A 25,314-nucleotide genomic window follows, 5' to 3' on the forward strand; every position below is an offset into this window, starting at 1 on the left:
GATGGGTGGCGGCGCCGGCGCGCACCGCTTCGCGACGCATCTGCCACCTGGCCGTCCCGGTGCCGGAGCCCTGGGGTCAGTGGGACCGTTCGGGTAGTGACTCTGCCGCATCGCCCAATGCGGTGATCAGCGCTCGGGTTGCGGGCGGGTCGGGCGGGTTGCCGTAGGTGGCGGCGTAGATCCGTCGGGGCGAGACCGACAACTGTTCGGCACGGATCTGTGGGTTGCGGTGGGCGGCGAGCGCCAGGCCGGGAATGGTGGTGACGCCGAGGCCGGCGGCGACCATGCTCTGCATCACCACGCTGTCGTCGGTGGTCGAGGTGAGGCTCGGGGTGAAGCCGGCGCTCTCGCACAACTCCTCCAGGTGAGTGCGACACCGCTCGCATCCTCCGATCCACGGCGACGTCCGATGCTTCTTGAGAGTCGTCGCCCCATCGAGGCTGAGCAGGAAGAGCGGGTCGTCGAGAAGATGGACCAGGCGCACCCCCTCCTCCTCGGGCTCGCTCTCGTCGTACCGGAAGATCACCGCGACTTCTATCTCGCCCGCACGCAACATCCGGAGTGCCACCTCGGGGTGGGTGTCGGTCAGCTCGAGCTCCAGGCCGGGATGCCGCTCCACCAGTAACCCGGCAGCGACTGGGACCAGCGAGCTCATCACCGAGCCGAAACCGGCCAGGCGCACGCGGCCCGCATCGAGCCCGACCAGCGCCGTCAGCTCGGCTTCAGCTGCATCCACACGCCCGACGATCTCCGATGCCCGATCGGCCAGGAGCTGTCCAGCTTCGGTCAGGCGAATGCCGCGTCCGACGCGTTGGAGCAATTGCGCGCCGGTCTCGGCCTCGAGCCGGGCCACGTGGTGGCTGAGCGAGGGTTGGCTGAAGTACAGGTCCTTGGCGGCGGCCGTCACCGACCCCAGCCGTCCGATGGCCTCGATGACGCGGAGCTGCACGAGAGTGACCATCCATAGATGGTAGCTATGAGTGTGCGCCAGAAGTGACATTGGACCTATCGTTCACCAGGGATCACCCTGGAAGGAACAACGACTCCCGACAGGAACCGACGATGCTCACCTTCGCGATCGCCTCACTGGTGCTGATCATGATGCCGGGGCCGGACCAGGCCCTGGTCACCCGCAATGCGCTGGTCGGCGGCAGAGCCGGCGGTCTTCTCACCGCCCTCGGCGGCATGCTGGGGACCACCGTGCATGCCGGGGCGGCCGCCCTCGGACTCTCCGCCCTCCTGGTCACCTCAGCTACCGCCTTCACCGCGCTCAAGATCGTCGGCGTCGTCTACCTGTTGTGGCTGGCGCTGAGCATGCTGGCCTCCAGTCGCCGGCCACAAGGCGAGGACGCCACGCCGCCTGTGGAGACGCAGGTGGCCTGGAAGTACCTTCGGCACGGCTTCCTCTCCAACGCACTCAACCCCAAGGTCGCCCTGTTCTTCGTGACCTTCCTCCCGCAGTTCCTCTCCAGCAGCACGGAGTCACCGCGTGCCGAGGCCCTGCTGCTGTCCGCGGTCTTCGCACTGCTCTACATCAGCTGGTTCGGCCTCTACGCGACGGCTGTCGAACGTCTCGGTCATTGGCTGCGTCAGCCCAAGGTCAGCGCTCGCATCGAACAACTGACCGGGATCGGTCTCATCGCCGTCGCTGCTCGGCTGGCGACCTCCTCCCACTGAGCCGGCTCAGGCAAGGCCGTCCGGTGCGCAGCTGGTCACTGCTGCATCCGTGGATCCTGCGAAGGGTCGGCGTACATCGGCGGACAACCCTCCAGTGCGGCATCGGGTCTCAGCTCGTAGTGCCAGGGCTCGTTGCCGTAGATCTGGCACAGGCCGTAGTCCGCCCCGTGCTCGGACAGCCACGCCGTGGCGTCGGCGGGCCCGATGTCGACGGCATCGCCCGACACGTGGGCGGACGTCTCCGGACCCGCCACCCACCGGGCGGCCTCCTCCTCGGACCCGTACTCCGCGACGGCCTCCTCGAGCAGGTGCTCCTGGTAAGCAGGAGAACGCCAGCCGCTGTTGACGTAGAGCTCGACGCCGTCGTCCGCGGCGTCGGTGGCCGCTCGGCGGAGCGCACCGAGCAGCGCCGGCTCGAGATTGCCCACAGCCGGGACGTCGTCGAAGACCGTCACGCCGTCGGGTACGACGCCGTCCGCCTCGCCGAGCGCTCCGCTGTGCTCACCGCGGAAGAAGTCGACGGGTGATGTGGCCGTCGAGAACGACGAGGTCGTCGACTGCCAGCCGAGGACACCGATCAGCGTCGTGCCGACGACGACGAGGGCAGCGAGGACGGTCGCCCGGGTGCGGCGGGTGCCCGCTCGTGCTGGTGCGCTGTAGGTCATGCCTCCAGGAAAGGAAGCGCGGCGTTGCCAGCCCGTATGCGGTTTTCGATATGCCGACGATATGCGCCGGCTCGTAGCATCGAGCGTGTGCGTGTGTTGGTGGTCGAGGACGAGCCCTACCTGGCGGAGGCCATCCGCGACGGCCTGCGGCTCGAAGCGATCGCGGGCGACATCGCGGGTGACGGCGACACCGCCCTTGAGCTGCTGAGCGTCAACGCCTACGACATCGCCGTCCTGGACCGCGACATCCCCGGCCCTTCCGGCGACGAGATCGCGCAACACATCATCGCCTCGGGTAGTGGCACGCCGATCCTCATGCTGACCGCGGCCGACCGGCTCGACGACAAGGCCTCCGGCTTCGAGCTCGGCGCCGACGACTACCTCACGAAGCCGTTCGAGCTCCGCGAGCTCGTCCTCAGGCTCAGGGCACTCGACCGCAGGCGCCTCCACAACCGGCCACCCGTGCGCGAGATCGCGGACCTGCGGCTGGACCCGTTCCGCCGGGAGGTCTACCGCGGCGGCCGTTACGTCGCGCTCACCCGCAAGCAGTTCGCGGTGCTCGAGGTGCTCGTGGCCGCCGAGGGCGGCGTCGTCAGTGCCGAAGAGCTCCTGGAGCGGGCGTGGGACGAGAACGCCGACCCCTTCACCAACGCCGTGCGCATCACGGTCTCCGCCCTGCGGAAACGGCTCGGGGAACCCTGGATCATCGCCACCGTGCCCGGGGTCGGCTACCGCATCGACACGGCTCCCGGTAGCGGCCACGAGGGAGACGGGAGTGGATAGGCAGCCCGGCTTGAGCGCCCGGCTCAAGCTCACCCTCAGCTACGCCGGCTTCCTCATGCTGGCCAGCGCCCTGCTGCTCGCAGCCGTGTGGGTGTTCCTGTTGCGGTACGTGCCCGACGGGGTCAACACCCCCGGGATGTTCGGACCCAACCGGTCCGATCTCGAGCGAGCCTTCGTGCCCAAGGCGGCCGCGGCGTTGGTGTTCCTGCTGGTCTTCGGCCTCGTGGGCGGATGGATGCTCGCCGGACGCATGCTCTCGCCCCTGACGCGGATCACCCACGCCACCCGCCTGGCCGCGAACGGGTCGCTCTCCCACCGCATCGGACTGGAGGGCCGCAAGGACGAGTTCCGCGAGCTCGCCGACGCCTTCGACATCATGCTCGCGCGGCTCGAGGCCCAGGTCGCCGAGCAGCAGCGGTTCGCGGCCAACGCCTCGCACGAGCTCCGCACCCCACTGGCGATCACGCAGACGCTGCTCGACGTCGCCCGCAACGATCCGGACCGCGACGCCGACGAGCTCGTCGAACGCCTCCACTTCGTCAACACCCGGGCGATCGACCTCACCGAGGCACTGCTCCTGCTCAGCCGCGCCGACCGGCGCTCCTTCGTCCGCGAGAGCGTCGACCTGTCCCTCATGGCCGAGGAAGCCACCGAGACCCTGCTCCCCCTTGCCGAGCAACGCGGCGTCACCATCGAGACCTCAGGGGACATCGCGCCCACCATCGGTTCACACGCACTGCTGCTGCAGATGACGACGAACCTGGTGCACAACGCGATCGTCCACAACCGGCCCGAACACGGCACCGTGTGGGTGACGACCAGCGTCGACCCACGGAACGTGGTGCTCACCGTAGAGAACACCGGCGGGAACCTCTCCCCGCAGCTGGTGTCCACCTTTGCCGAGCCGTTCCAGCGCGGCAGCAAGCGCACGCGCACCGACCACGCGGGCGTCGGCCTCGGCCTGGCCATCGTCCAGAGCATCACCCAAGCGCACGACGGGACCCTCTCCCTCACCCCCCGGGACGCCGGAGGCCTCCGCGTCGTGGTGCGGCTACCCGCCGCCTCGCCTCGTCCGACCGGTACGCCCGCCGCCACGAGCACCTCGGCCAGCCGAGTCACCTGAACGGTGCCGACGCTCAAGAGGCGAGCCTCCCGTTCGCCCGGAGCACGCCCAGTGCCAGGACGGTGGCGATGCCGCGCCAGTCGAGTGCCGCGCCGGGCGACCACTGGAGGTACTCCACCGTCCAGCCGCCGTCCTCGCGCTGGCCCGCTTCGAGGCGGTCGAGATCGGCCCGGATCTGGGCGTCGGTGAACAGCGCGCGGCTGGGCAGTCCGGGGTGGGGCGAGAAGTCGAGCGGGGTGAGTCGTTCGTTCTCGGTCCCGCCGGGCACGTCGAGACAGCCGTCCGCGTCCAGTGCCGGTCGCAGCCGTTCGAGGGCCGCGGCCGCCCGCGGGGGGTCGGGCACGGCGTCGAGGAAGTCGATGGCGAACTTCACCGTGTAACCGCCGGCGGGTTCCTCACCCTCGAGCTCGCGCCAGCACCACTCGGACGCGGCATCCAGCCAGCCCTTCCCGACCCCCGCCTGCCAGAGCTTGCCGGCCAGGGCGAAGGTGAGGAAGCCGCTGACGTCGCCCGGCTCCATCCACGGTGCTCGCGGGTGACCGTCGGCCGAGGGAAGCACGGTCGGCACCCCGCCGTCGGCCAGCGCGACAGCGGCGACCCAACGGGCGGCGTCGTCGAGCATCGGGTCGTCGGTGACGCCTGCCTCGAGCATCACCTCGAGAGCCTGGAGGGTGGCGGCGGGCTGACTCCCCGGGCACCGCACGTCGGGCTCGAGCGCGTGGCCGAACCCACCGTCGGGATTTCGGTAGGCGCGGAGCGCGGTCAGCAGCGGCTCGGTCGGGGCACCGTCGAGCAGGGTGGCCAGCCGGTGGCGCTCGAGGACCCGGCCGTTGGCGTGGATGAACTGTCGGGCTGCGTCGATGTCGATGTTCATGACCCCGACGTTAGGCAGCGGTGAGCCTGGCGTCTTTCAGGAATCGGACAGGCGTGAGGCCGGTCAGTCGCCCCACCTCCTCGGTCATGTGGGCCTGGCTCGCGTAGCCGGCGAGGACCGCGCGGACCGCCAGCTCGTCACCCCCCAGCGCGATCAGCCGGCGCAGGCGGGCGACCCTGGCCAACGTCTTCGGCCCGTAGCCGATCGCGTCCGTCGTACGTCGGCGGAGCTGGCGTTCGCTGACACCCAGGTCGTCCGCGACCCGGCCGACGCGTGCGTCCGGCCGGGCGAGCGCCCGGGCGGCGGCGACGACGAGCGGGTCGGGTGTGGCGCGGCGGCGGAGCACCGCACGCGCGAGCAGGCCGAGGCGTCGCGACGGCGCCGCCGCCGACATCACGTCGGGCGTCAGATCCGTCCCGCTCCCCCACACCAGCGAAAGGTCGACCTGCTGGTCGCGCACCTCGGAGGCCGGGATGCCGAGGACCGCACCGGCCGCGCCGGGCCGCAGCCTGATGCCGGCCGTCGGCGACCCGAGCGGCTCGACGACGTGCGGGCCGGTGTCGGCGCCGACGACCTTGAGACCCGAGCTGCCGAACCACACCAGGTCGACGCACCCGTCGGGCACGACGCGCTGGGGCTCGAGGCGCACCCAGTCGTTCTCCCACAGGCACCCGACGACGTCCTCGAGGCCCCTGGGTGACGCGTACTCGCGGTAGGACGCGGCCATCCCACCAGGGTAGCCGTCGTCGGCGACACCCACCGGCGCCGAAGAGCCCGCCGGCTAGCGGGCGGTGATGCCGAAGTCGAGGGACGTCACCGGGTTGTCGAACTCGCTGATCCGCAGCGACACCTGCAAGTGCCAGGTCCCGGGCGACGGGAACACCACCTCCGCGGCGTAGGTGCCGGGAGCAACGGACTTCACCGGCACCGCGCCGAGGTCGACCTGGTCGGAGGAGAGCCGCACCCGTGGCGCCGCCATGCCCTCGAACGGCTCGCCGGCGGGGTCCAGCATCTCCACGGTCACGGTGCTCGGTCCGGTGGTCGGTGCGGACACGGTGGCCCGCACTTCGACGTCACCGAGGGTCCCTGTCCTGACCACTGGTGCGCTGCCTGCGGAGGCGGTGTCGGACGCCTCCGCCTCCGGGCTCTTGTCGACGAGCAGGCCGGTGACCAGCAGCACGGCGATCAGGGCGACGGCCTCGGCCGCGACGGCCCGGACGAGGACGTGCGCACCCGCGCGCCGGTCGCGGCGCCGCGACGCCTCCTTGAAGCGAGGCAGGAGCCCGAACCTGTTCCACGCGGCGAACCCGACGGCGACGAGGGCGACGAGGATCTTGACCAGCAGCAGCTGGCCGTAGGCGGAGTCGAGGAGCGCGCTCCAGGACCCGACGATCCGCCAGGCCATCAGGGTGCCGGTGGCCACCAGCGCCATCAGCAGGCCGGCGGCGACGGCTGAGAAGCGCGCCAGCACCTCGGCGCCCAGGGCGCCGCGCCCGGCGAGATCGGACAGGACGAGGGTCAGGGCCGCCAGCCCGCCGAGCCAGACGCTCCCGGCGAGCAGGTGCAGCATGTCCGCCGCCACCACCAGCGCCTCCGGTGTGGCCGCACGGGTGTGCCCGATCAGAGCCGGAGCGCAGGTCGCGGTCGCGGCGGCCATCAGCGCGGCGATCGCCCGCGGGCGGGCCGGCGCCCCCCTACCGAGCAGGCAGACGGCCGAGACGACGCCGATGACGACCGCCGCCGTGACGACGTACTCGCCCGTTGCAAGGGCGGACCAGGTCGTTCCCTTGCTCACCGCGCTCAGGCCCCCACCGAGCTGGTAGACCGCGGCCAGGGGCAGCGCGACCAGCCAGCCGACGACCGCCACCGCTGCGGCCGCCCGCGTCGCCGCGACCAGCCGCTGCCGTGCGGCGTCGGCGAGGTGGCTCGTGGGGAGGAACAGCACCGTGAACGCCACCAGGCCCACCGCCAGCAGCAGCCCGGCGTAACCGACCCATCGGGCAAGAGTCAGCAGGAGTGGCGCGTCGGTCGAGGCGTCCGCGCCGTTCGGCGGGGTCTCGACGGACGCGCTCGGTGCGCCGATGGAGAAGCTGAGCGACCCGCTGACGGGATGGCCGTCCTCGGAGACGACCCGCCACACGAGGACGAGCGTGCCCTCGCCGACCGGTTCGTCGAGCGTGACGGTCAGCTCGTCCCCCGAGACCGCCGAGGACGACGCGACGGTGGTGCCTCGGGCGTCGTAAAGCTCGACGCCGTCGGGAACGCCGGCGACCGCCTCGTTGAACGTGAGGCGGACCTGGTCGGGCGCGGCCGGCAGGACTGCGCCCTCGGCTGGATCGGTGCTCACCAAAGATGCGTGTGCGGCTGCCGGCTGTGCGCCACCGATGACCACGACGACGACCACGGCGAGGGCGGAGAACCACGCGGCCGGCCGCCGCCATGCAGGGCGACGCCGGACAGATCGTCGGCGGCGCCCGCGGTGGTCTCGGTGATCCATGTGGCCACCCAGCCAACCAGCGGGCGGAACTGCTGTCAAGAATGTGAACTGAACCATTGCTATGCCTGCCGGCTCGCCCTAGGCTGGTGGTTCACCATATCGAACCAAGGTCGGCCACGTGGACAGTCCGGAGCGGCCGCCAGCAAGGAGACCCCATGCCCAACATCACCGTGGAGCTGCTGCGTGGCCGCACCGTCGAGCAGCGTCGCGCGTTCGCGAAGGCCGTGACCGACAGCGCGGTCGAGATCCTCGGCGCCCGCCGTGAGGACGTCCGCATGGTCTTCACCGAGATCACGGCCGACATCGTCGCCAACGGTGGCGTCCTCGCCAGCGAGGACGACAGCCGCGCCGGGGTGGTCGCGGCTCTCGACCGCGAGGCCTGAGCAGGACCAGCCCCGCGAACCACGAAGCGGGCCCGGGCGATCTCGTCCGGGCCCGCTTTCGTGCACCCGAGCTACCTCCTGACGGTGATGAGAACCGTCTTGGAAACCGACTTGGTGAACGGGCCTCCCAGGTACTGCACCCTCACCCGGAGGACCCCGACCTTCTCGGCCCTGTGCAGCCTCAAGGACGCCGTGCCGTTGGCCTTGACCGTGGCGACGACCTGCTGGTCGCCGTTGACCACTGCCCGCACCTGCCCGGTCACGGGGACGTCCCCGGCCGCGCTCAGCTCGACCCAGATCTGCGCACGGTCACCGACGCGGATCGCAGCCGGCGCGTGCACCCTGATCCTGGGCACCGCCTTCTTCACGAAGACCCGGATCGCCGTCGACGACGCCTCGTGGGAGCCGTCCCCGAGGTAGTTGAGGACGAGCCGGTGACCGCCCGGCGGGAGCGACCTGGCCGGTATCCCGATGACTGCTTCACCAGCCGACAGCCTCGCCGAACCCAGCACCTCCCCACCGTTCAGCACCTGGACGCGGCCCGTCGCACTATCGGGGGTGACCGAGACGGAGACCGCGCCCCGCTTGCCGTAGGTGATGTCCGGAGCCGAGCCGGAGATCGTGGTGTCCACCTGCGTCGGATCCGGCTCCACCGTGATGGTCACCGTCGCCGGACCGGAGACATCCGTCCCGTCGTCGGCCGTGTAGGTGAAGGTGTCCGTCCCGCTGAACCCGGGGTCCGGCGTGTAGGTGAAGGACCCGTCCCCGTTGAGCGTGACCTGACCGTCGGCCGGCTGGGTGGCACCGTTCGCCGTGAGGGGGTCGCCCTCGGCGTCCGTGTCGTTCGCCAGCACACCGGGCGCCGTGACCGAGAGGGGATCGCCCTCGTCGGCGCTGTAGGCGTCGCCGGTCGCGACCGGAGCAGTGTTCGGCTCCTCCTCGAACAGCTCCTGGACGTCCTCCTCGGACAGCTCGTAGCCGTACAGCCGGAAGTCGTCGATCAGGCCGTCGAACCGCCCGTCCGGCCAGCTGGTGCCGCCGAGCATGTTCGCGGTGGTCTCACCGTTCACCCCGACGTCACCGATGTCGATGGTGAAGTCGGTGCGGGTGCCCTGGAGCTCGCCGTTGAAGTAGATCTTCCCGGTCGAGCCCCGCATGGTGAACACCACGTGGGTCCACTCGTTGAGTGGCACGTCGTTGCCGGGGCCGAGCACCAGCCGTTCCTGGGTCGGGTTGCCCGGCGCCTTGAAGGTGGCCGCGAACCCGGTGGCGCCGGCGGTCTGCGTCGACGACTGCAGCAGGAAGAACGTGTCCGTGCTGCTGCCGATCTGCAGGTGCGAGACCCAGTTGGGCAGGGAGTCCGGCCGCACCCACAGGGACGCGGTGAACTCGTCGTCCATGCCGGCTTCGATGTTGTCGGGCAGCTCGACCTGGTTGCCGGTGCCCGACGCGCCGCCGGGCAGCGAGACGGCTCCGCCGTACTTGCCGTCCGGACTCCAACCCACCGTGCCGCCGAGCGTGGCGTCAGCGATCGACGGGTCGCTGCCGCTGTTGGCCGCGGTCGTCCCTGCACCCTCGTCGAACTTGTAGTGGACGGGCACACCTTCGCCCGGCGGTGGTCGTTCCACCGTGTGGGTGGCCGTCGCGGCGGAGTCGCGCCAACCATCGGCAGCGAGGTACCTGACCTCGAGCTCGTGGTCACCCGGCGACAGGTCGGCGAGCTCCGGGAAGGTGGCGGACCCGTCGACCAGGTCGACCGCTTCACCGACGCGGACGCCTTCGCGCCACAGCTCGACGCTGCCCTCGGCCGGCTGACCTTCCTCGTCCTCGACCGATGCCGAGACCGTCACCGGCTCCGCGAACGGAGAGGGCGAGGCCGGCTCGACCGACACCGTCGTGGTGGTGCGGAGTGCTGACCCCTCGGCGTACAGCCAGGACACGTCGTCCGCGGTCAGCGTGGACCGGTAGACGCGGACCTCGTCCATGAGGCCGTCGTACGACGCGTCGGGGAAGCCGTTGCGCCCCAGCCAGTTGTTGGCAGTGGGACCGACATCCGTCATGTCGATCGTCAGGTCGTCCCTGCTCGCGATCTCCACGCCGTTCAGGTACAGGGTGCCGGTGGCACCCTGGCGGGTGAAGACGACGTGGTTCCACTCACCGGCGACCACGTCCTTGGTCGGAGTGGCGTAGACCCGCTCCTGGAGCGCGCTCCCCTTCGCCTTGAAGGTGGCGGCCAGACCGGTGTTGCCGGCCGCCTGCGTCTGCATCTGGATCTGGAAGAAGCTGCCGTCGCCTCCGAATCCGTCCCCGATGTGGAACAGACCGGTCCAGTTGGACTTCGTGTCGGGACGGACCCAGAACGAGGTGGTGAAGTCCGCCTCGCCCTGCAGCAGGTTGTCCGGCAGGTCCACCGCGTTGGTGTTGGGCCCACCCGGCATGTCGAGCGCGCCACCGAACACGCCGTCCTCGGACCAGCCCGTGGATCCGGTCAGGGTCGCCGCTCCGACGGAGTCGTCGGTGCCGGTGTTGGCTGCGGTGGTGCCCGCGCCCTCCTCGAACTCGTAGTGGACGGGGACGTCCGCCACCCCTGGGTCGGCGCTGATGATGACGAGGTCGTCGACCATCAGGCTCTCGCCGGAGAGAGTCAGCGTCTCGGACCGCTGCGACGCCGTGAAGACGCCGACGAACGTGCCGAACGTGGTCTCCTGGTTGCCCTGAGAGGGCAGGTCCGTGCCGGCGGTGATCGCGGTGTCCAGCGAGCCCACGGACAGCTGGGCGGTCCCCGGCTCGGCGCCGGGCACCCGACTGTCACGGGCGTAGCGGAGCGAGATCCGGTACTCGCGGCCGGGGTCGAGACCCTCGAGGGTGCGCTCGATGCTGCCGGACTCGCTGAGGGCGAGGTGGTAGCCGGTGCCGCCGAGGCCGCCCTGGCTGCCGTGCACGGCGCGCACCAGCTGGACGTCGCTCGTGACCTCCCAGGGAGACATCCGGCCGTTGCCCGGGGCGAGGTCGATGACCGCAGGAGCGTTGTTGCCCTGCCACTGGACGGGCAGGCGCGGGTACTCGAACTGGTCGACGACCTGCGGGGTCCGCTGGTCCATCTCCACCTCGGGGTCGACGTCCACGATCTTCGCGACCGACGGGGTGCCGTCCGCGTCGTGCACGAACAGCATGTACGCGCCCGGAGGGGCGTACGTCCCGTCCTGCGGTGCGGAGATCGTCACCGTCCCGCCCGACTGCGAGAAGTCCAGCTCCTGGAAGTTCTGGTCGTTGTTGAACCCGTGCGTCACCGAGCCGTTGCGGACCAGCGTCACACGCGACACCTCGCCGGAGGCCTGGATGTCGAACGTGCCGTCGTACCCGATCTTCTTGGGCGCGTCGGTGATCTCCGGCCGGTCGGCCGGCTCGCCGTCGGCGTCGTGGAGGTAGCCCGGCGAGTAGTACTCCACGTCGGTGTAGTTGCGCGGACCCGGGGCACCGCCACCGCCGATCATCACGCGGCCGTCGGGCAGCAGCAGAGCGGTGGAGTGGTAGAGCCGGGCGTGCTCGTAGGGCACCTCGATCGTGGTCCACTCACCGGTCTCGGGGTCCCAGATCTCCGGGTTGGTCACGTAGCCGCCGTTGCCGTTGTTGTCGCGGCTGCCGCCGGTGACCAGCACCTTGCCGTCGGGCAGGACCGTGGCGGTCGCCCAGTGGCGCTGGTACTCCATCGGCTCGGTCGGCGTCACGACCGGGCTGTCGGTGCCGCCGGTGATGTCCACCGTGAAGCCGGCGCGGGCACCGGCCGGACCGCCGCCGTTGGCCCACCAGCCGCCGCCGACCTGCAGGATCTTGCCCGGCTCGTACATGACAGCCGTCGAGGTGGCGCCGACCGGGTTGCCGTTCGCGCCCTGGTTGGCGACGCTCTCCGGCACCCGACCACGCAGGGTGATCTCGCCGTCACCGCTCGGGTTCAGTTCGTACATCTGGGTGCCGGTGATGTTGAAGATGTTGCCGTTGCCCGGCGCGACGAAGGCGCGCGGGTACCACCAGCGGTTCTCGTCCGGCTGGCCGCCCTGGCCGTCGCCGTACGCGATCTCGCTCTTCGCGCCTTCGAGCAGTCGCCAGCCGGTGCCCTCGTCGGGGGTATAGATCTCCGGCGTCAGCACGCCGGGACCTCCCGGGCCGCCGCGGAAGCTGCCGCCCTGCACGACGATGCTGCCGTCGGGCGTCGTGGTGCCGGTCGGGTACCAGCGCGGGAAGTTCATCGGCGCCTCGTTGCGCATCCCGGTCCGGCTGCTGTAGCTGGTGACGCCGATGGCACCGTCGTTGGGAGCGTTCTCGCCCATGCCGTCGTCGCCGCCGACCGTCATCGTGGTCTTGCGGTGCGGGTTCTGCACCTGCATGGAGCAGAACAGGTCGGTGTAGGTCGTGTTCGGGTTGAGACCGCTGGTGTAGTTGTCGATGGTCCGCTCCTGCGCGGGGTCCCAGACGTCGAACTCCATCTGGCCGCCCTGCGAGATGCAGCTGTTGCCCGTCCAGTCGAACGGCGCGTTGTCGGTGCAGCCGGTCGAGACGCTGCCGAAGGACTGCACCTTGCCGTCAGCCGTCAGCGCCATGTTGATCGGCATCAGCGGCCACGGGGTGACGCCGCTCCACGAACCGTGCTCGGTCTTCGAGGGCGGCGAGCAGTCGGCGGCCAGCAGGCCGGCGGCGTAGGCGAGGCCGTTGCGCATCTGCGTGCGGATGACAGGCTCGGAGTAGTGCTCGCCTGCGTGGCCCATGCCGGTGTACCAGGACCGGCCGGCGTCGATCTCCTGGCACCAGGTGATGGGATGCGAGGAGCCCTGGCGGCCCATCCCGTACGACGACTCGTCGGCCTCGAGCAGGGTGCGCACGTTGGGCGCGGGGTTGACGGTCCAGTCGTACCACTCGTCGCTGCGGTTGAACTCGTTCGGGAGCCCCTGGGTCAGCGGGTGGGTCGTGTCCTTCACGACCACCCGACCCGGCCGGACTGCGGGGTTCTCGGGGTGGCCTTCGGACATCGCGCCGACGAGCCGGCGGTAGAACGGGTTGACGTCGTGCTCGCTCTGGCCGACCGACCACCCCGCGTAGTGGAGGCCCATGTAGCCGCCGCCACCGCGGATGTAGGCCTCGAGGGCCGTCCGCTGCGCCACGTCGAAGAGCACGCCACCCGTCTGCGCGAAGACCACCGCGTCCTTGTCGGCGAGGTTCTCCGTGGTGAACGCGGAGGCCTGGTCGGTCTCCTCGATCTCCAGCGGCTGGTCGTACTCGACGGAGAGGTCCTCGGCGAGGTCGCGGACGGCCTCGCGGGCCTGGACGTGCGAGGCGTGGAAGTTGGACTTGTAGAACAGGAGGATCCTGAGCTCACCGTCCGGCGCCGCGGAGGCGGGCGCCGCGGACGCGGCAAGGAGCAGTGGCAGCGCGACGGCCATTGCCACCACCGCCACGATCAGGTGCCGCGACGAACGGTGGCACCGCTCGAGGACACGCCTGAAATGCCTGCGAAGCACGTTCACTGGGGCGACTCCCTTGGTTGTACCTGCTCGACGCGAGGGCCGGAAAGGCCTTGTCTGAGCTCACTGTCGGCCTCGACCGTATGAGCCCGATCACACAGAGTCAAGAACTCTGTCTCGATTTGTGAACTCAAATGCAGTTTTGTTCATATGCATGAACCGAATGCTTCATCTCACGCCCGAAACGCCATCCACCCGGCTGACGACCGTCGGCCACGCGTCGGTCGCCACGAGGCGCGCCGCAGCGACCGGGCGGGGTGCGGCCCGGGGCCATCGGTGCCCGTCAGCGTCGGACGCGGGCGTTGCCGCCGCTGGCCAGTGCGTAGACCTCCTCGCGGGACGCCATCGAGGTGTCACCGGGCGTCGTCATCGCCAGCGCACCGTGGGCGGCGCCGAGCTCCAGGCACTGCTGCAGCGGCTCGCCCTGCAGCAGGCCGTAGACGAGACCCGATGCGAACCCGTCGCCCCCGCCGACGCGGTCGTAGATGTCCAGGTGGTCGCGGGCGACCGAGGACAGCACCCCTGTCTCCGGGGACCACGCGATCGCTCGCCAGTCGTTGTCGCTGGCGGTGTGGACGGTGCGGAGCGTGGTCGCGACGGCCGACAGCCAGGGCATCTTCTCCGCGACCGTGCCGACCATGGCGGCGAAGCTGTCGATGGGCAGGTTCCGGAGGTTCTCGTCGACGTGCTCGACCCCGAAGCCGAGCGCGGCCGTGAAGTCCTCCTCGTTGCCGATCATCACGTCGACGTGAGCCGCCAGGCGGGTGTTGACGTCCCGCGCGTACTCCGTGCCGCCGATGCCCGCCCAGAGACTGGGACGGTAGTTGAGGTCGAACGAGACGATCGTCCCGTGCTGGTGCGCGGCGGCCATCGCCTCCTCCGCAACCGCGGCGGATCTCTCCGACAGGCCGGCGAAGATCCCACCCGTGTGGAGCCAGCGCACGCCGCGCCGGCCGAAGAGGTCATCCCAGTCCACCGTGCCCGGAGCGAGCTGGCTGATCGCCGTGTGCGCGCGGTCGGACACGCCGACCGCACCACGGACCCCGAAGCCACGCTCGGTGAAGTTCAGCCCGTTGCGCGTCGTGCGGCCGATGCCGTCGTACTTCTCCCAGTGGATGAGCGAGGTGTCGACGCCGCCCTGGAGGATCAGGTTCTCGACCAGGCGGCCGACCTCGTTGTCGGCCAGAGCGGTGACCACGCCGGCACGCAGCCCGAACACCTTCCGCATGCCCCGGGCGACGTTGTACTCGCCGCCGCCCTCCCATGCCTCGAACCGGCGCGCGGTGCGCACCCGGCCCTCGCCGGGATCGAGCCGCAGCATCACCTCGCCGAGCGCGACGATGTCGAGCTCGCACTCCTCGGCGGGACGGGTCTGGATCATGTGGGTGCTCCTTGCGGGATGGGGGTGTCGGGCCGGCAGGCGGCGACGGTGGCGGCGCACCGCGCGGTCACCTCGTCCCAACGGCCCGAGGCGAGCAGATCGGGTGCGACCATCCAGCTGCCGCCGACGGCGGCGACGGCGCGATGGGCCAGGTAGGCGGGCGCGGAGTCGGCGGTGATGCCGCCGGTCGGCACGAAGCGCACCTGGGGGAACGCGGCGGACAGGGCCTTGATCGTCGCGAGACCACCGTTGGCCTCGGCCGGGAAGAACTTCACCGCCTCGAGCCCGAGGTCCAGCGCCGCGATGACCTCGGTCGGCGTGCTGACGCCCGGGAAGACCGGGAGGTCGAGCTCCTGGCAGCGGCGGACGACCGCCGCGCTCAGGCCGGGTGACACCACGAACCGGGCGCCTGCGTCGTGGGCGAGGTCGACCTGGGCGGCCGTGATGACGGTGCCCGCTCCGACCAGCAGGTCGGAGCGCCCGGCCAGCCGACGCAGGACGGCCGCGGCCTCCGGGGTGCGGAACGTGGCCTCCGCGACCGGGAGGCCGCCGGCGACCAGGGCCGCGCCGAGGTCGTCGGCACGGCCCGGGTCGTCGAGGACGACGACGGGTACGACGCGGTGTCCTCCCAGAACTCCGACCATCAGCGGAGCTCGGCGATGACGGTCTTGAGCTCGGTGTAGTCGTCGAGTCCGAAGGAACCGAGCTCCCGGCCCCAACCAGACTGCTTGAAACCGCCCCGCGGCAGCGTCACGTCGTCGGCGTGCCAGGTGTTCAGCCAGACGGTGCCGGCGCGCAGCCTCGAGCCGACGCGGTGAGCGGTGCCGAGGTCCTTGGACCAGACTCCCGCGGCCAGGCCGTAGACGGTGTTGTTGGCAGCCGCGACGACCTCGTCCTCGGTGTCGAACGGGATGGCGGTCACGACCGGACCGAAGATCTCGTCGGTCTGGACCGCCATCTGCTCGGTGACCCCGGTGATGAGCGTCGGCGAGAAGAAGTAGCCGCGGTCGCGAGCGGGGTCGCCGCTGCCGGCGTTGATCGTGACACCGTCGGCGATGGCGCCGCGGACGTAGCCCATCACCTTCTCGTGCTGCTCCTGCGAGACCAGCGGACCCATCTTGGACGCCGGATCGAACGCGTCGCCGACGGTGATCTCGCGGGCCGCCGCGGCCACGCCGTCGACGACCTGGTCGAAGACCGCGCGCTGGACGTAGAGCCGCGACCCGTTGACGCAGCACTGACCCTCGTTGAAGTACCCGGCGAGGGCGGCACCTGCCACGGCGGCGTCGAGGTCCGCGTCCGCGAAGATGATGTTCGGCGCCTTGCCGCCGAGCTCGAGGGAGACCTTCTTGAGGTTCTTGGAAGCGCCTGCGGCGATCTTCTTGCCCACCTCGGTGCTGCCGGTGAAGGCGACCTTGTCGACACCGGCGTGGTCGACGAGCGCGGCGCCCGCGTCGCCGTACCCGGGCAGGACGTTGACGACGCCGGCGGGGACACCGGCCTCCAGCAGCAGCTGGCCGAGACGCAGCGCCGTCAGCGGGGTCTGCTCGGCCGGCTTGAGGACCACCGTGTTGCCGGCGGTGATCGCCGGGACGATCTTGAAGCACGCCATGGTCAGCGGGAAGTTCCACGGCACGATGCCGGCGACGACCCCGATCGACTCGCGGCGGGTGTAGGCGTGGAAGTCGCGGCCGGGGACCGACATCGGGATCGAGGTGCCCTCCATCTTGGTGGCCCAGCCGGCGAAGTAGCGGAACAGCTCGGCGGCGACGCCGACGTCGCCATGAGCGGCCTCGAGACGCTTTCCGTTGTCGAGCGACTCCAGTTGGGCGAACTCCTCCGCGTTCTCGTCGATGAGGTCGCCGATGCGCCACAGCAGGTGGGAGCGCTCGCGCGGCGTCATCCGCGACCAGGGTGAGGGCGCCTCGTAGGCGTTGCGCGCTGCCACGACCGCGCGGTCGACGTCCACAGCGGACGCCTGCGCGACCTGGACGAGCACCTCCTCGGTGGCGGGATTGATCGTGTCGAAGGTGCGGCCGTCTTTCGCGTCCACCCACTCGCCGTCGATGAGCAGCTGCTTGGGCGAGGACAGGAACGAGCGGACGGCGGGCAGGAGTTCGGGGCGGTCGTACGACATGGTGGCCTTCCTCATGGGGTCGGAGGACCCGGCACAGCGGGCCCGTGGGGGAACGGTCGTCAGGGGTAGGACGGAGGGCTCGACGGGACTACTTGATGATCAGCACCTTCGATCGGTCGAGGGTCAGCGCGACGGCGGCGACGATGATCGCGCCGTAGAGGATCTGCTCGTACGCCGAGGGCACGCCGACGATCGGGAGGCCGACGCGGAGCAGGCTCACGACGAGCGCGCCCGCGAGGCTGCGCCACACGCTGCCGTGGCCGCCGGTGATCGCGGTGCCGCCGACGACGATGGCCGCGACGGCGGGCAGCAGCAGGTTGTCGGCCATGGTCGGGCTGCCGCTGAAGTTGCGCGACACCAGCATGATCGCGGCGAGGCCGGCGCAGCCTCCCGAGACGCAGAAGGCGCCGATCTTCACCAGGTCGACCGGGGTGCCGGCGAGGCGAGCCGCCGACTCGGAGTAGCCCGTGGCGGTGATCCACGTCTGGAGGGGCGTGAGCTTGAGGACCAGCGCGATGCCGGCGACCACGGCGATGGCGACGGCGAACGACACGGGGACGTAGCCCGCGACGTACATCGTGAGCCAGGACGTGGCCTCCCGGTCGACGATCCGGACCGGGCCGGCGTCGGAGACCACGAGCGCGACCGCGGAGAAGATGCTCATCCCACCCAGCGTCACGATGAAGGACGGGATCCGCAGCAGCACGTGGGCGACGCCCTGGACGGCACCGATGGCGGCTGCGACCGCGACGACGGCGAACGTGGTGAGTCCGCCGATGTCGGGCAGCCACAGCGCGAAGAGGACCGTCGACAACGACGCCAGCGCGGCGATGGAGAGGTCGATCCCGCCGCAGAGCACGACGAGCGTGGCGCCCGCCGCGAGCACGATGAGCGGTGAGGAGGTCCGCGCCGCCGCGGTCAGGCTGCGCTGGGTGAAGAAGTCGGGGTCGGCGATGCTGAGGGCGGCGAGCAGTGAGACCAGCGCGATGACCGGCATGAACGACGTGAGCCGCTGGGCGAGGGTCGGGCCGCTCTTGGCGGCGGGGTCGGCCGTCGGCTTGGTGATGACGGGTGTGGACACGGTCAGACCATCTCCTTGACGAGGTCGAGCGGTGTCGGCTTGGCGCCCGGCCGACAGCCCACCTCGGTGGTCACGCGGCCGTCGCTCATCACGACGATCCGGTCGGACATGCCGATCGCCTCCTCGAGACTGTCGGCGAGGAGCACCGTGGCGACGCCGTTGTTGGCCAGCTCGCGCATGAGTCGGTAGACCTCCGAGCGAGCCCCGATGTCGAGGCCGCGAGTCGGGTGGTCGAGCAGCAGCAGCCGGATGTCCCCGGCCACCAGCCAGCGAGCAAGGACGACCTTCTGCTGGTTGCCGCCGGAGAGCCGCTGGATGGCGGTGCCTCGGTGCGGCGCCCGGATCGAGAGCCGCTCCATCCAGCGGTCGACGACCTTCGCCTGCTTCTTCGGGGAGACCAGCGGGCCGGAGCAACGCGACTTCTGCTTCGTCAAGGTCATGTTCTCGGCCACCGACATCGGCCCGACCATGCCCTCGATCTTCCGTTCGGCCGGTACGTAGCCGATGCCCGCGGCGCAGGCGGCGCGGGTGCCGGACAGGTCGAGCTTCTTGCCGTCGAGGGTGACCTCGCCGGCCATCGTCGGCTCGGCGCCGAACAGGGCCCGGCACAGGTCCTCCCGACCGGAGCCGTGGACTCCGACGATCCCGACGATCTCACCTGCGCGCACGTCGAGGTCGACGTCGCGGAACGTCTTGCCCGACAGGCCGCGGACCGTGAGCATCGGCTCGAGCGGCTCGTCGGTCCGGCGGGCGGCGGTGCCGTGGTAGTGGTCGTCGGAGCCGGTCGACCCGATCATCATCCGATGCAGCTCCGCCGGTGCGGCGCCGGCCGCCTCGACGTCGCCGACGGACCTGCCCCCGCGCAGCACGCTGACCCGGTCGCAGACGTCGAGCACCTCGTCGAGGCGGTGCGAGACGAAGACGACGGAGGCGAACTCGCGCAGCCGGCGGATCTGGGTGAAGAGGGTCTCGATCTCCTTCGACTCGAGGACCGACGTGGGCTCGTCGAGGATGATCACCGGCGGGTGCTGGCTGCGCTGCTCGATGCGCAACACCTTCGCGATCTCGACCATCTGCCGGTCCGCGAAGGTGAGCGTGTCGGTGCGCGCGAGCGGGTCGATGTCGGAGCCGATCTTGTCCAGCTGCTCCTGCGCCAGCTTGCGCATGGCGTCCCAGCGGTAGATCCCGCGGCGGACGCCGGGTCCCTCCGAACCCAGGACGATGTTCTCGGCAGCGGTGAGGTTCGGGACGAGGGACTGCTCCTGGAACACCATCCCGATGCCGTGATCGGCGGCGTCGACGACGCTGCGCAGCTTGACCCGTTCGCCGCGGACATAGATGTCGCCCGCGTCGGGACGGACCAGGCCGACGAGCGCCTTGAGGAGCGTCGACTTACCGGCGCCGTTCTCGCCGGCGAGGCCGACCACCTCGTGCTGCTTGACGACGAGGTCGACGCCGTCGAGTGCCTTGACGCCCGGGTAGTGCTTGACGAGTCCCCGGACCTCGAGGGCGGGCAGCTGGGCCGGGTGCGCCACCTCGGCCTCCTTCTCGAAATCGATGCTCACTTGGTCACCTGGTTCCTGCGACGCTGCGGGATGACCGCGGCTGCCACCGCGGCGACGACGATGAGGCCCTGTACGCCGCCCTGCCAGTAGGGGCTGACGCCGACCTGCACCAGGCCGTTGCTCAGCACCATGATCAGGAGCACGCCCACGGCGGAGTGGAGGATGCCGCCCCGGCCGCCGGTCAGCAGGGTGCCGCCCACGACGGCGGCGGTGATGGCGGAGAAGTCGTAGCCGTCACCGGCCTGCACGAGACCGGCACCGAGCTGGCTGGTCACCATCACCCCGGCCAGGCCGTAGAACGCGCCCGCGAGGGTGAAGACCGCCACCTTGTACGGCGCGACCTTGACGCCCGAGAGCGACAGGACCTCCTCGGCGCCTCCGATCGCGAACGCGTAGCGCCCGAGGCGCGTGTAGCGCTGGATCAGGTAGCCCGCGATGACACACCCGACGGCGATCCAGGTTAGGTAGGAGAACCCGAGGAGGCGGTCGACAGCCCAGCTCTCGAGCATGGCGTCGGTGATGTTGGGCTGGACGCCGTTGAACATCAGCGTCGCGAGACCGAGCCCGACGGCCGACATCCCCAGGGTCGTCATGAACGACGGCACCTTGAGCAGCACCAGCGCCACCCCGCTGGTGCAGCCGAGGGCCGCGGCCAGCAGGATCGCGACCGCGATCCCCAGCAGCCCCAGGTCGTTGTCGTTGCGGTTGTTCTGCACCATGAGGGCGACCGCGATCGCGGACGCCCCCATGATGCCGGGCGCTGAGAGGTCGATCGACCCCATCATCAGCACGAAGGTGATGCCACACGTGACGACGCCCAGGACCGCGGCGGTGTCCATGATGTTCTGGACGTTGCTGACACTGCGGAACTCGGGACTCAGCGCCGCGAACACGGCGAAGATGACCACCAGTGCGATCGGGGGACCGGCGTCCCGGAACGACACCCCCCGCCGGGGCTGGGGGCGCGCCGCGGCGACGTCGACGTCCTCGGCGGGGGATGTCATGGTCACGGCAGCGGGCCCACTGCGCGGTCGAAGACGTTGTCGCACTCGAAGTCGGCCGTGTCGGTCTCCGGCGACGTGAACTCGGCGACGTTCTCCTCGGTGATGAGGAACTGCTCGGCGTAGAACGCACGGTGCTCGTCGTCGATGTCGTCGACGGAGAGCTCGCCGGTGGCGACGCAGTAGCCGATCGCGAGACCGACACCACCCTGCCACGGGCCGTCGCTGGAGACGGTGGCTGTCATGGTGCCATTCTCGATGGCGGTGAGCGCATCCGGCACGGCGTCGATGCCGACGACGGCAACCTCGCCCTCGAGACCGGCCTGCTGCAGCGCCTCGAGCGCACCGAGCGCCATGTCGTCGTTGGCGGCCCAGATGCCCTTGACGTCGTCGCCGTGCTTGGTCAGCAGGGTCTTGGTGACCTCGAGCGCCTCGGCCCGGGAGAAGTTGGCGGTCTGGTCGTCGAGCAGCGTGACGTCAGGGTTGGCCGCGAGCGACTCCTCCAGGCCGGCGAACCGGTCCTTGGCAGCCGCCGTGTCGAGGACTCCCTGCAGCGCGATGATGCCGCCGGAGCCACCGATGGCCTCGGCCAGCGCGTCGCCGATCTGCTGGCCGGACTCCACCCCGTTGTAGGTGATGTGGCTGAGCCAGTAGTCGTACTCGGTCGGGTCCATGTCGGCCGGCTTGTTCCACTGGGTGACGACGTGGACACCGGCTTCCTCGGCGCCCTCGACGATCGGCGGGGTGTCGGAGTCGCCGTTCGGCAGGATGTTCATGACCAGGCACTCGGTGTCCCCGGCGAGTCGCTGGGCGATCTGGTCCTGTTGCTTGGTGGAGTCGCCGTCGTAGGTGAGGCGCTCCTGGGTCAGGCCGACCGACTCGGCGAACGCGTCACCGCCGTCCAGCCAGGCCGCCTCGTAGGGGTTGGACTCGTTGCGCACCTGCCCGAGCAGCTGGACGTCGGCCGGATCGCAGTTGCCGGCGCTGGCGCCGTCGTCGCTGCCGGCGGATTCCTCGCTGCAGCCCGCGAGGGCGATGGCAGCGAGAGAAAGGCTCAGCAGAGCAACAGCGGGGCGTGACTTCAGATTCATGGTCGCTCCTGGATCTTCTTGGCGCCGGTGATCCGGCGGTTCCGTCCGAGATGTCGGGAAGTCGGCCGCGGGTGCGGCCGGTAGTAGTGGGCGGTGGACATCGGGCAGCAGTGCTTCAGCGGGCCATCCACCCCCCGTCGACCACGAGCACGTGCCCATTGACGTAGTCGGAGGCAGACGAGCTGAGGAAGACGGCGGCACCGGCGATGTCGTCCACGGTGCCCCACCGCCCTGCGGGGATGCGCTCGAGGATCGACCGGGAGCGGTCGGGGTCGTCGCGCAGGGGCTGGGTGTTGTCGGTGGCGATGTAGCCGGGTGCGATCGCGTTGACCTGGACCCCGTGCGGGGCCCACTCGTTGGCCAGTGCCTTGGTGATGCCGGCGACGCCGTGCTTGCTGGCGGCGTACGACGCCACGCGGAGGCCGCCCTGGAACGACAGCAGGCTGGCGATGTTGACGATCTTGCCGCGCCCGCGGTCGACCATCGGACGGCCGAGCTGCTGGGTCAGGAAGAACAGTCCGGTGAGGTTGACGTCGAGCACCCTGCTCCACGCCTTTGCGTCGACGGCGACGGAGTCCTGCCGGTCGATGATGCCCGCGTTGTTGACGAGGACGTCGACCTGACGCTGCGCTGCCAGCTGCGAGCCGACCCGCTCGACGGCGTCGAGGTCGCTGACGTCGAGGTCGACGACCTCGACCTCACCTCCCAGCTCGACGATCTGCTCACAGGTTGCGGACTGGTTGCCCGGCCGGCCGAGCAGGACCAGGTCGGCGCCGGCGCGGGCCAGCCCGAGGGCCACGGCCTGACCGAGACCGCGCCCGGCTCCCGTCACCACCGCGCAGCTGCCGTGCAGGTCGAACGGGGACCGGCGTTCGGTGCGCACCTGGGTGGTGCTCACAGTTCCTCCAGCGGCACCGGGGACAGGTCGGTGTAGACGTTGTTCTCGCCGGCCATCGCCCAGATGAAGGCGTAGGAGCCGGTGCCGGCACCAGCGTGGATGGACCACGGCGGCGAGATGACCGCCTGCCGGTTGCCCATCACCAGGTGGCGGGTCGCGCCGGGCTTGCCCATGAAGTGGAAGACCCGCTCGTCCTCGGCCAGGTCGGCGTAGAGGTAGACCTCCGTGCGGCGTTCGTGCAGGTGCGGCGGCAGCGTGTTCCACACCGAGCCGTCGGCGATGACGGTCACCCCGAACTGCAGGTTCGCGGTCTGGAGGTCCGAGCCCCAGGCGTAGCGGTAGAGGTGACGCTCGCTGGCTGCCTGCGCGGTCCCGATGGCCACCGGCTCGATCTCGTCGTGGCTCAGCACCGTCGTGGGGTACGACGCGCCGGCGGTCGCGGACACGAAGTAGAAGGCGGCGTCGACGCCGGCGAACGCGACCTCGCGGCCCCGTCCGACGTAGATGCCGTCGAGGTGGCCGAGCTCGAACTTCTCGTCGTCGACGAGCACGTGACCCGACTCCCCCACGTTGATGACGCCCAGCTCGCGGCGCTCCAGGTGCGTGGGTGCACCGAGGACGTCGGTCCAGGCCGGGAGCTCCAGCTGGCCGCTGCTCGGCACCGCTGCGCCGATCACCATCCGGTCGTCGTGGGTGTAGACCCCGCGCGCCTCACCGGCAACGAAGAGGTCCTCGAGGAGGTAGTTTGCCCTCAGGTCCGCGGCGGTCGAGGTCTCGACGCTCGCCGGTGATGTGGAATATCGAACCTGAATCACTCGCGCTCCTCGAAAATATGAACTACGTTCGTCTATGTGAATCAGGACCGTACACGTGACTCTCGTCACGGGTCAAGGGGCCGAATCTTGTCCATATATGTGGACAGCGATATAGTCAGCCCATCGATGCGGGAGTCCGCATCCCGTGATCAGGAGGCGTTGCGATGCAGCTCCAGAAGGCGACGTCCGGCAACGGTGCTGCCGGACCCGTCAAGTCGGCGGCTCGTGCCCTCGACCTGCTCGACGAGATCGCAGCGAACGGCCCGGGCACCCAGCTGCAGCTGTCGACGCGGTTGAACATCCCCAAGAGCAGCCTGCACGCGCTGTTGCGGACCATGACCGAGCGCGGCTGGCTCCAGACCGATCCCACCGGCAGTGTCTACCGGCTGGGCATCCGGTCGCTGGTGGTCAGCTCGGCCTACCTGACCGGCGACCCGGTGCTGTCCCGCGCCGCGGCGGTGATGGACGAGATCTCTGCGGCCACGGAGGAGACGGTCAACCTCGGCCGCCTCGACGGCAACCACGTGATCTACACCGCCAAGCGTGAGTCGGTGCACCCCCTGCGCATGCACTCCCCCGTCGGTCGGCGGCTGCCGGCGTACTCCACCGCCCTCGGCCGGGCGATCCTGGCCGAGCAGCCCGACCACGTCCGCGCCAGCCTCGTGCCCCACGACATCGCGCCGATCACCGCGCACACGGTGACCGACCGGGACGCCGTGCTCACGATCATCGAGGACGCCGCGCGGCTGGGCTACGCCGCCGAGAGCGACGAGTCCTGCGTCGGCGTGCGCTGCTTCGGCGTCGCCCTCCCCTTCGGCCGTCCCACCGTCGACGGGCTGAGCGTCGCCGTGCCCATGAGCCGTCTCGACGGCGGCCGCGAGGACCTGATCATCGAGACGCTGCTGAGCGTCAAGGCCCGTCTCTCCCTCGAGCAGGACCACACCGTCGTCCGCTGACCGCGGCGCAACCGCGTCCCCGAGGTCAGACGCGGAGCCCGGCGATGACCAGGCGCGTCGGACCGAGCAGGCCTTCCTTGCGGGCGACCAGCGCCGCTAGCCCGATAGTCGCGAACGCGGCCAGCACGTTGATCGTCAACGTGCCGACGCTCTTCACCAGCACGAACGTGTCCAGCGACTGCGACTGCAGCAGCCAGAGGGTCATCGAGGCCTTGGCGAGCCCGAGCACCGCCCAGAGCATGGTCAGGTGCCAGAACAACCGGCGGACCCGCGGGCGGGACGCCAGCTCGCGGTCCATCGGGTAGAAGTCACCGGCCAGCCGCGCCACCATCGGCCGGGTGCTGGCGAGCGAGAGCAGGAACAACGCGGCGACGACACTGTCGCTGATGATCGGCTGGAGGAAGTACAGCCAGGTGCTGTCCGCGACCACCGACAGCGAGGTCCGGCCCGTCAGCAGGATCGCGGCGAGGACCAGGAGGCCGGAGACCCGCCGCTTGGTTGCCGCCCGCCACGCGATCGCGCCGTACGACCAGGCGAGCGCGGCGATGATCGCTGGCCAGACACCGGCCAGCACGAAGACGCTGTAGAAGATGACCGCCGGGACGACGACCGCGATCAGCAGGCTCATCGAGACCCGCCGGATCACCGCCAGCAGCCTCGGACGGTGCGGCTCCTCGGCAATGGGGTGGGACTCGGCGCGGGTCAGGACGGACGGCGCGATGTGTGAAGCCAAGAGAACCGATCCTGCCAGCCGTCCGACGGCCGGGCCTGAAAGTCGATCACCGCGAAAAGACGACGGATACTCGGCGTCTGCGGGTTCCTCGGCACTTTCATTGTACGCGACCCGGCCGCGACCCTCCGCCGTCTGCAG

Annotated in this window: 21 protein-coding genes; 5 read left to right on the forward strand and 16 right to left on the reverse strand. The window is 70.3% G+C overall.

All coding sequences use genetic code 11. The annotated features are described in order from the left end of the window. Nucleotides 1-76 precede the first annotated feature (76 nt). Nucleotides 77-949 carry a LysR family transcriptional regulator gene (locus SHK19_RS15335; RefSeq protein ID WP_322936756.1) on the reverse strand — a complete coding sequence of 291 codons (873 nt, stop codon included), beginning with the start codon at nucleotides 947-949 and terminating at the stop codon, nucleotides 77-79. Between the two features lie 113 nt (nucleotides 950-1,062). Between SHK19_RS15335 and SHK19_RS15340 the strand changes: the two genes are divergently transcribed. After that, nucleotides 1,063-1,677, forward strand: a complete 615-nt coding sequence (locus SHK19_RS15340; RefSeq protein ID WP_322455859.1) for a LysE family translocator — start codon at nucleotides 1,063-1,065, stop codon at nucleotides 1,675-1,677. A gap of 35 nt (nucleotides 1,678-1,712) precedes the next feature. On the opposite strand, the gene SHK19_RS15345 is transcribed toward SHK19_RS15340, so the two are convergent. Then, a complete protein-coding gene (locus tag SHK19_RS15345; RefSeq protein WP_322936757.1) occupies nucleotides 1,713-2,342 on the reverse strand; it encodes a M15 family metallopeptidase in 630 nt (209 codons plus the stop codon). Nucleotides 2,343-2,429: 87 nt separating this feature from the next. On the opposite strand from SHK19_RS15345, the gene SHK19_RS15350 reads away from it, so the two are divergent. Both SHK19_RS15350 and SHK19_RS15355 read left to right on the forward strand, forming a co-directional pair. Continuing rightward, a complete protein-coding gene (locus SHK19_RS15350) occupies nucleotides 2,430-3,125 on the forward strand; it encodes a response regulator transcription factor (RefSeq protein WP_322455861.1) in 696 nt (231 codons plus the stop codon). 10 nt (nucleotides 3,126-3,135) lie between these two features. Next, a complete protein-coding gene (locus SHK19_RS15355) occupies nucleotides 3,136-4,248 on the forward strand; it encodes a sensor histidine kinase (RefSeq protein ID WP_322455862.1) in 1,113 nt (370 codons plus the stop codon). Between the two features lie 13 nt (nucleotides 4,249-4,261). Here SHK19_RS15355 and SHK19_RS15360 read toward each other — a convergent pair whose 3' ends face one another. From SHK19_RS15360 to SHK19_RS15370, 3 genes are read right to left on the reverse strand one after another with little or no spacing between them, the layout of a single operon-like run. Beyond that, nucleotides 4,262-5,122: a hypothetical protein gene (locus SHK19_RS15360; protein WP_322455863.1), complete on the reverse strand. Its 861-nt coding sequence runs from the start codon at nucleotides 5,120-5,122 to the stop codon at nucleotides 4,262-4,264. A gap of 10 nt (nucleotides 5,123-5,132) precedes the next feature. Then, on the reverse strand, nucleotides 5,133-5,849 hold the full coding sequence (locus SHK19_RS15365; protein ID WP_322936759.1) for a DUF6597 domain-containing transcriptional factor: 717 nt from the start codon (nucleotides 5,847-5,849) through the stop codon (nucleotides 5,133-5,135). A gap of 54 nt (nucleotides 5,850-5,903) precedes the next feature. Further along, nucleotides 5,904-7,469, reverse strand: coding sequence for a CopD family protein (locus SHK19_RS15370; RefSeq protein ID WP_322936760.1), 1,566 nt, complete (start codon nucleotides 7,467-7,469; stop codon nucleotides 5,904-5,906). Nucleotides 7,470-7,774: 305 nt separating this feature from the next. On the opposite strand from SHK19_RS15370, the gene SHK19_RS15375 reads away from it, so the two are divergent. Next, on the forward strand, nucleotides 7,775-8,002 hold the full coding sequence (locus SHK19_RS15375; RefSeq protein ID WP_322936761.1) for a tautomerase family protein: 228 nt from the start codon (nucleotides 7,775-7,777) through the stop codon (nucleotides 8,000-8,002). A 71-nt stretch (nucleotides 8,003-8,073) separates the two neighbouring features. On the opposite strand, the gene SHK19_RS15380 is transcribed toward SHK19_RS15375, so the two are convergent. The 10 genes from SHK19_RS15380 to kduI all read right to left on the reverse strand — a co-directional run bounded on the left by SHK19_RS15380 (nucleotide 8,074) and on the right by kduI (nucleotide 23,487). After that, on the reverse strand, nucleotides 8,074-13,437 hold the full coding sequence (locus SHK19_RS15380) for a LamG-like jellyroll fold domain-containing protein (RefSeq protein WP_322938700.1): 5,364 nt from the start codon (nucleotides 13,435-13,437) through the stop codon (nucleotides 8,074-8,076). 364 nt (nucleotides 13,438-13,801) lie between these two features. Further along, a complete protein-coding gene (locus SHK19_RS15385) occupies nucleotides 13,802-14,899 on the reverse strand; it encodes a sugar kinase (RefSeq protein ID WP_322936762.1) in 1,098 nt (365 codons plus the stop codon). Further along, on the reverse strand, nucleotides 14,896-15,543 hold the full coding sequence (locus SHK19_RS15390; RefSeq protein ID WP_322455869.1) for a bifunctional 4-hydroxy-2-oxoglutarate aldolase/2-dehydro-3-deoxy-phosphogluconate aldolase: 648 nt from the start codon (nucleotides 15,541-15,543) through the stop codon (nucleotides 14,896-14,898). Before SHK19_RS15390 ends, SHK19_RS15385 begins: the two co-directional genes overlap by 4 nt. Further along, a complete protein-coding gene (locus SHK19_RS15395; protein ID WP_322936763.1) occupies nucleotides 15,543-17,036 on the reverse strand; it encodes an aldehyde dehydrogenase family protein in 1,494 nt (497 codons plus the stop codon). The genes SHK19_RS15390 and SHK19_RS15395 overlap by 1 nt, the downstream gene beginning before the upstream one ends. 88 nt (nucleotides 17,037-17,124) lie before the next feature. After that, on the reverse strand, nucleotides 17,125-18,117 hold the full coding sequence (locus SHK19_RS15400) for an ABC transporter permease (RefSeq protein WP_322455871.1): 993 nt from the start codon (nucleotides 18,115-18,117) through the stop codon (nucleotides 17,125-17,127). Between the two features lie 2 nt (nucleotides 18,118-18,119). After that, nucleotides 18,120-19,682, reverse strand: coding sequence for a sugar ABC transporter ATP-binding protein (locus tag SHK19_RS15405; RefSeq protein WP_322936765.1), 1,563 nt, complete (start codon nucleotides 19,680-19,682; stop codon nucleotides 18,120-18,122). Further along, nucleotides 19,679-20,686, reverse strand: a complete 1,008-nt coding sequence (locus SHK19_RS15410) for an ABC transporter permease (protein ID WP_322938701.1) — start codon at nucleotides 20,684-20,686, stop codon at nucleotides 19,679-19,681. Before SHK19_RS15410 ends, SHK19_RS15405 begins: the two co-directional genes overlap by 4 nt. Before the next feature lie 2 nt (nucleotides 20,687-20,688). Next, nucleotides 20,689-21,774: a sugar ABC transporter substrate-binding protein gene (locus tag SHK19_RS15415; protein ID WP_322936766.1), complete on the reverse strand. Its 1,086-nt coding sequence runs from the start codon at nucleotides 21,772-21,774 to the stop codon at nucleotides 20,689-20,691. Between the two features lie 115 nt (nucleotides 21,775-21,889). Beyond that, nucleotides 21,890-22,672 carry a 2-dehydro-3-deoxy-D-gluconate 5-dehydrogenase KduD gene (gene kduD, locus SHK19_RS15420; RefSeq protein WP_322455874.1) on the reverse strand — a complete coding sequence of 261 codons (783 nt, stop codon included), beginning with the start codon at nucleotides 22,670-22,672 and terminating at the stop codon, nucleotides 21,890-21,892. Next, on the reverse strand, nucleotides 22,669-23,487 hold the full coding sequence (gene kduI, locus SHK19_RS15425) for a 5-dehydro-4-deoxy-D-glucuronate isomerase (protein ID WP_322455875.1): 819 nt from the start codon (nucleotides 23,485-23,487) through the stop codon (nucleotides 22,669-22,671). The genes kduD and kduI overlap by 4 nt, the downstream gene beginning before the upstream one ends. 164 nt (nucleotides 23,488-23,651) lie before the next feature. Between kduI and SHK19_RS15430 the strand changes: the two genes are divergently transcribed. Next, entirely contained in the window at nucleotides 23,652-24,443 is a 792-nt protein-coding gene (locus SHK19_RS15430) for an IclR family transcriptional regulator (RefSeq protein WP_322455876.1), read from the forward strand. Between the two features lie 25 nt (nucleotides 24,444-24,468). Here the strand turns inward: SHK19_RS15430 and SHK19_RS15435 are convergent, their stop codons facing one another. Next, nucleotides 24,469-25,176 (reverse strand): VC0807 family protein, encoded by a 708-nt coding sequence (locus SHK19_RS15435; protein ID WP_322936767.1) that lies wholly within the window; start codon nucleotides 25,174-25,176, stop codon nucleotides 24,469-24,471. Between the last annotated feature and the right edge of the window lie 138 nt (nucleotides 25,177-25,314).

Origin of the sequence: Nocardioides bizhenqiangii, from assembly GCF_034661235.1 — a bacterium.
GTDB lineage: Bacteria > Actinomycetota > Actinomycetes > Propionibacteriales > Nocardioidaceae > Nocardioides > Nocardioides bizhenqiangii.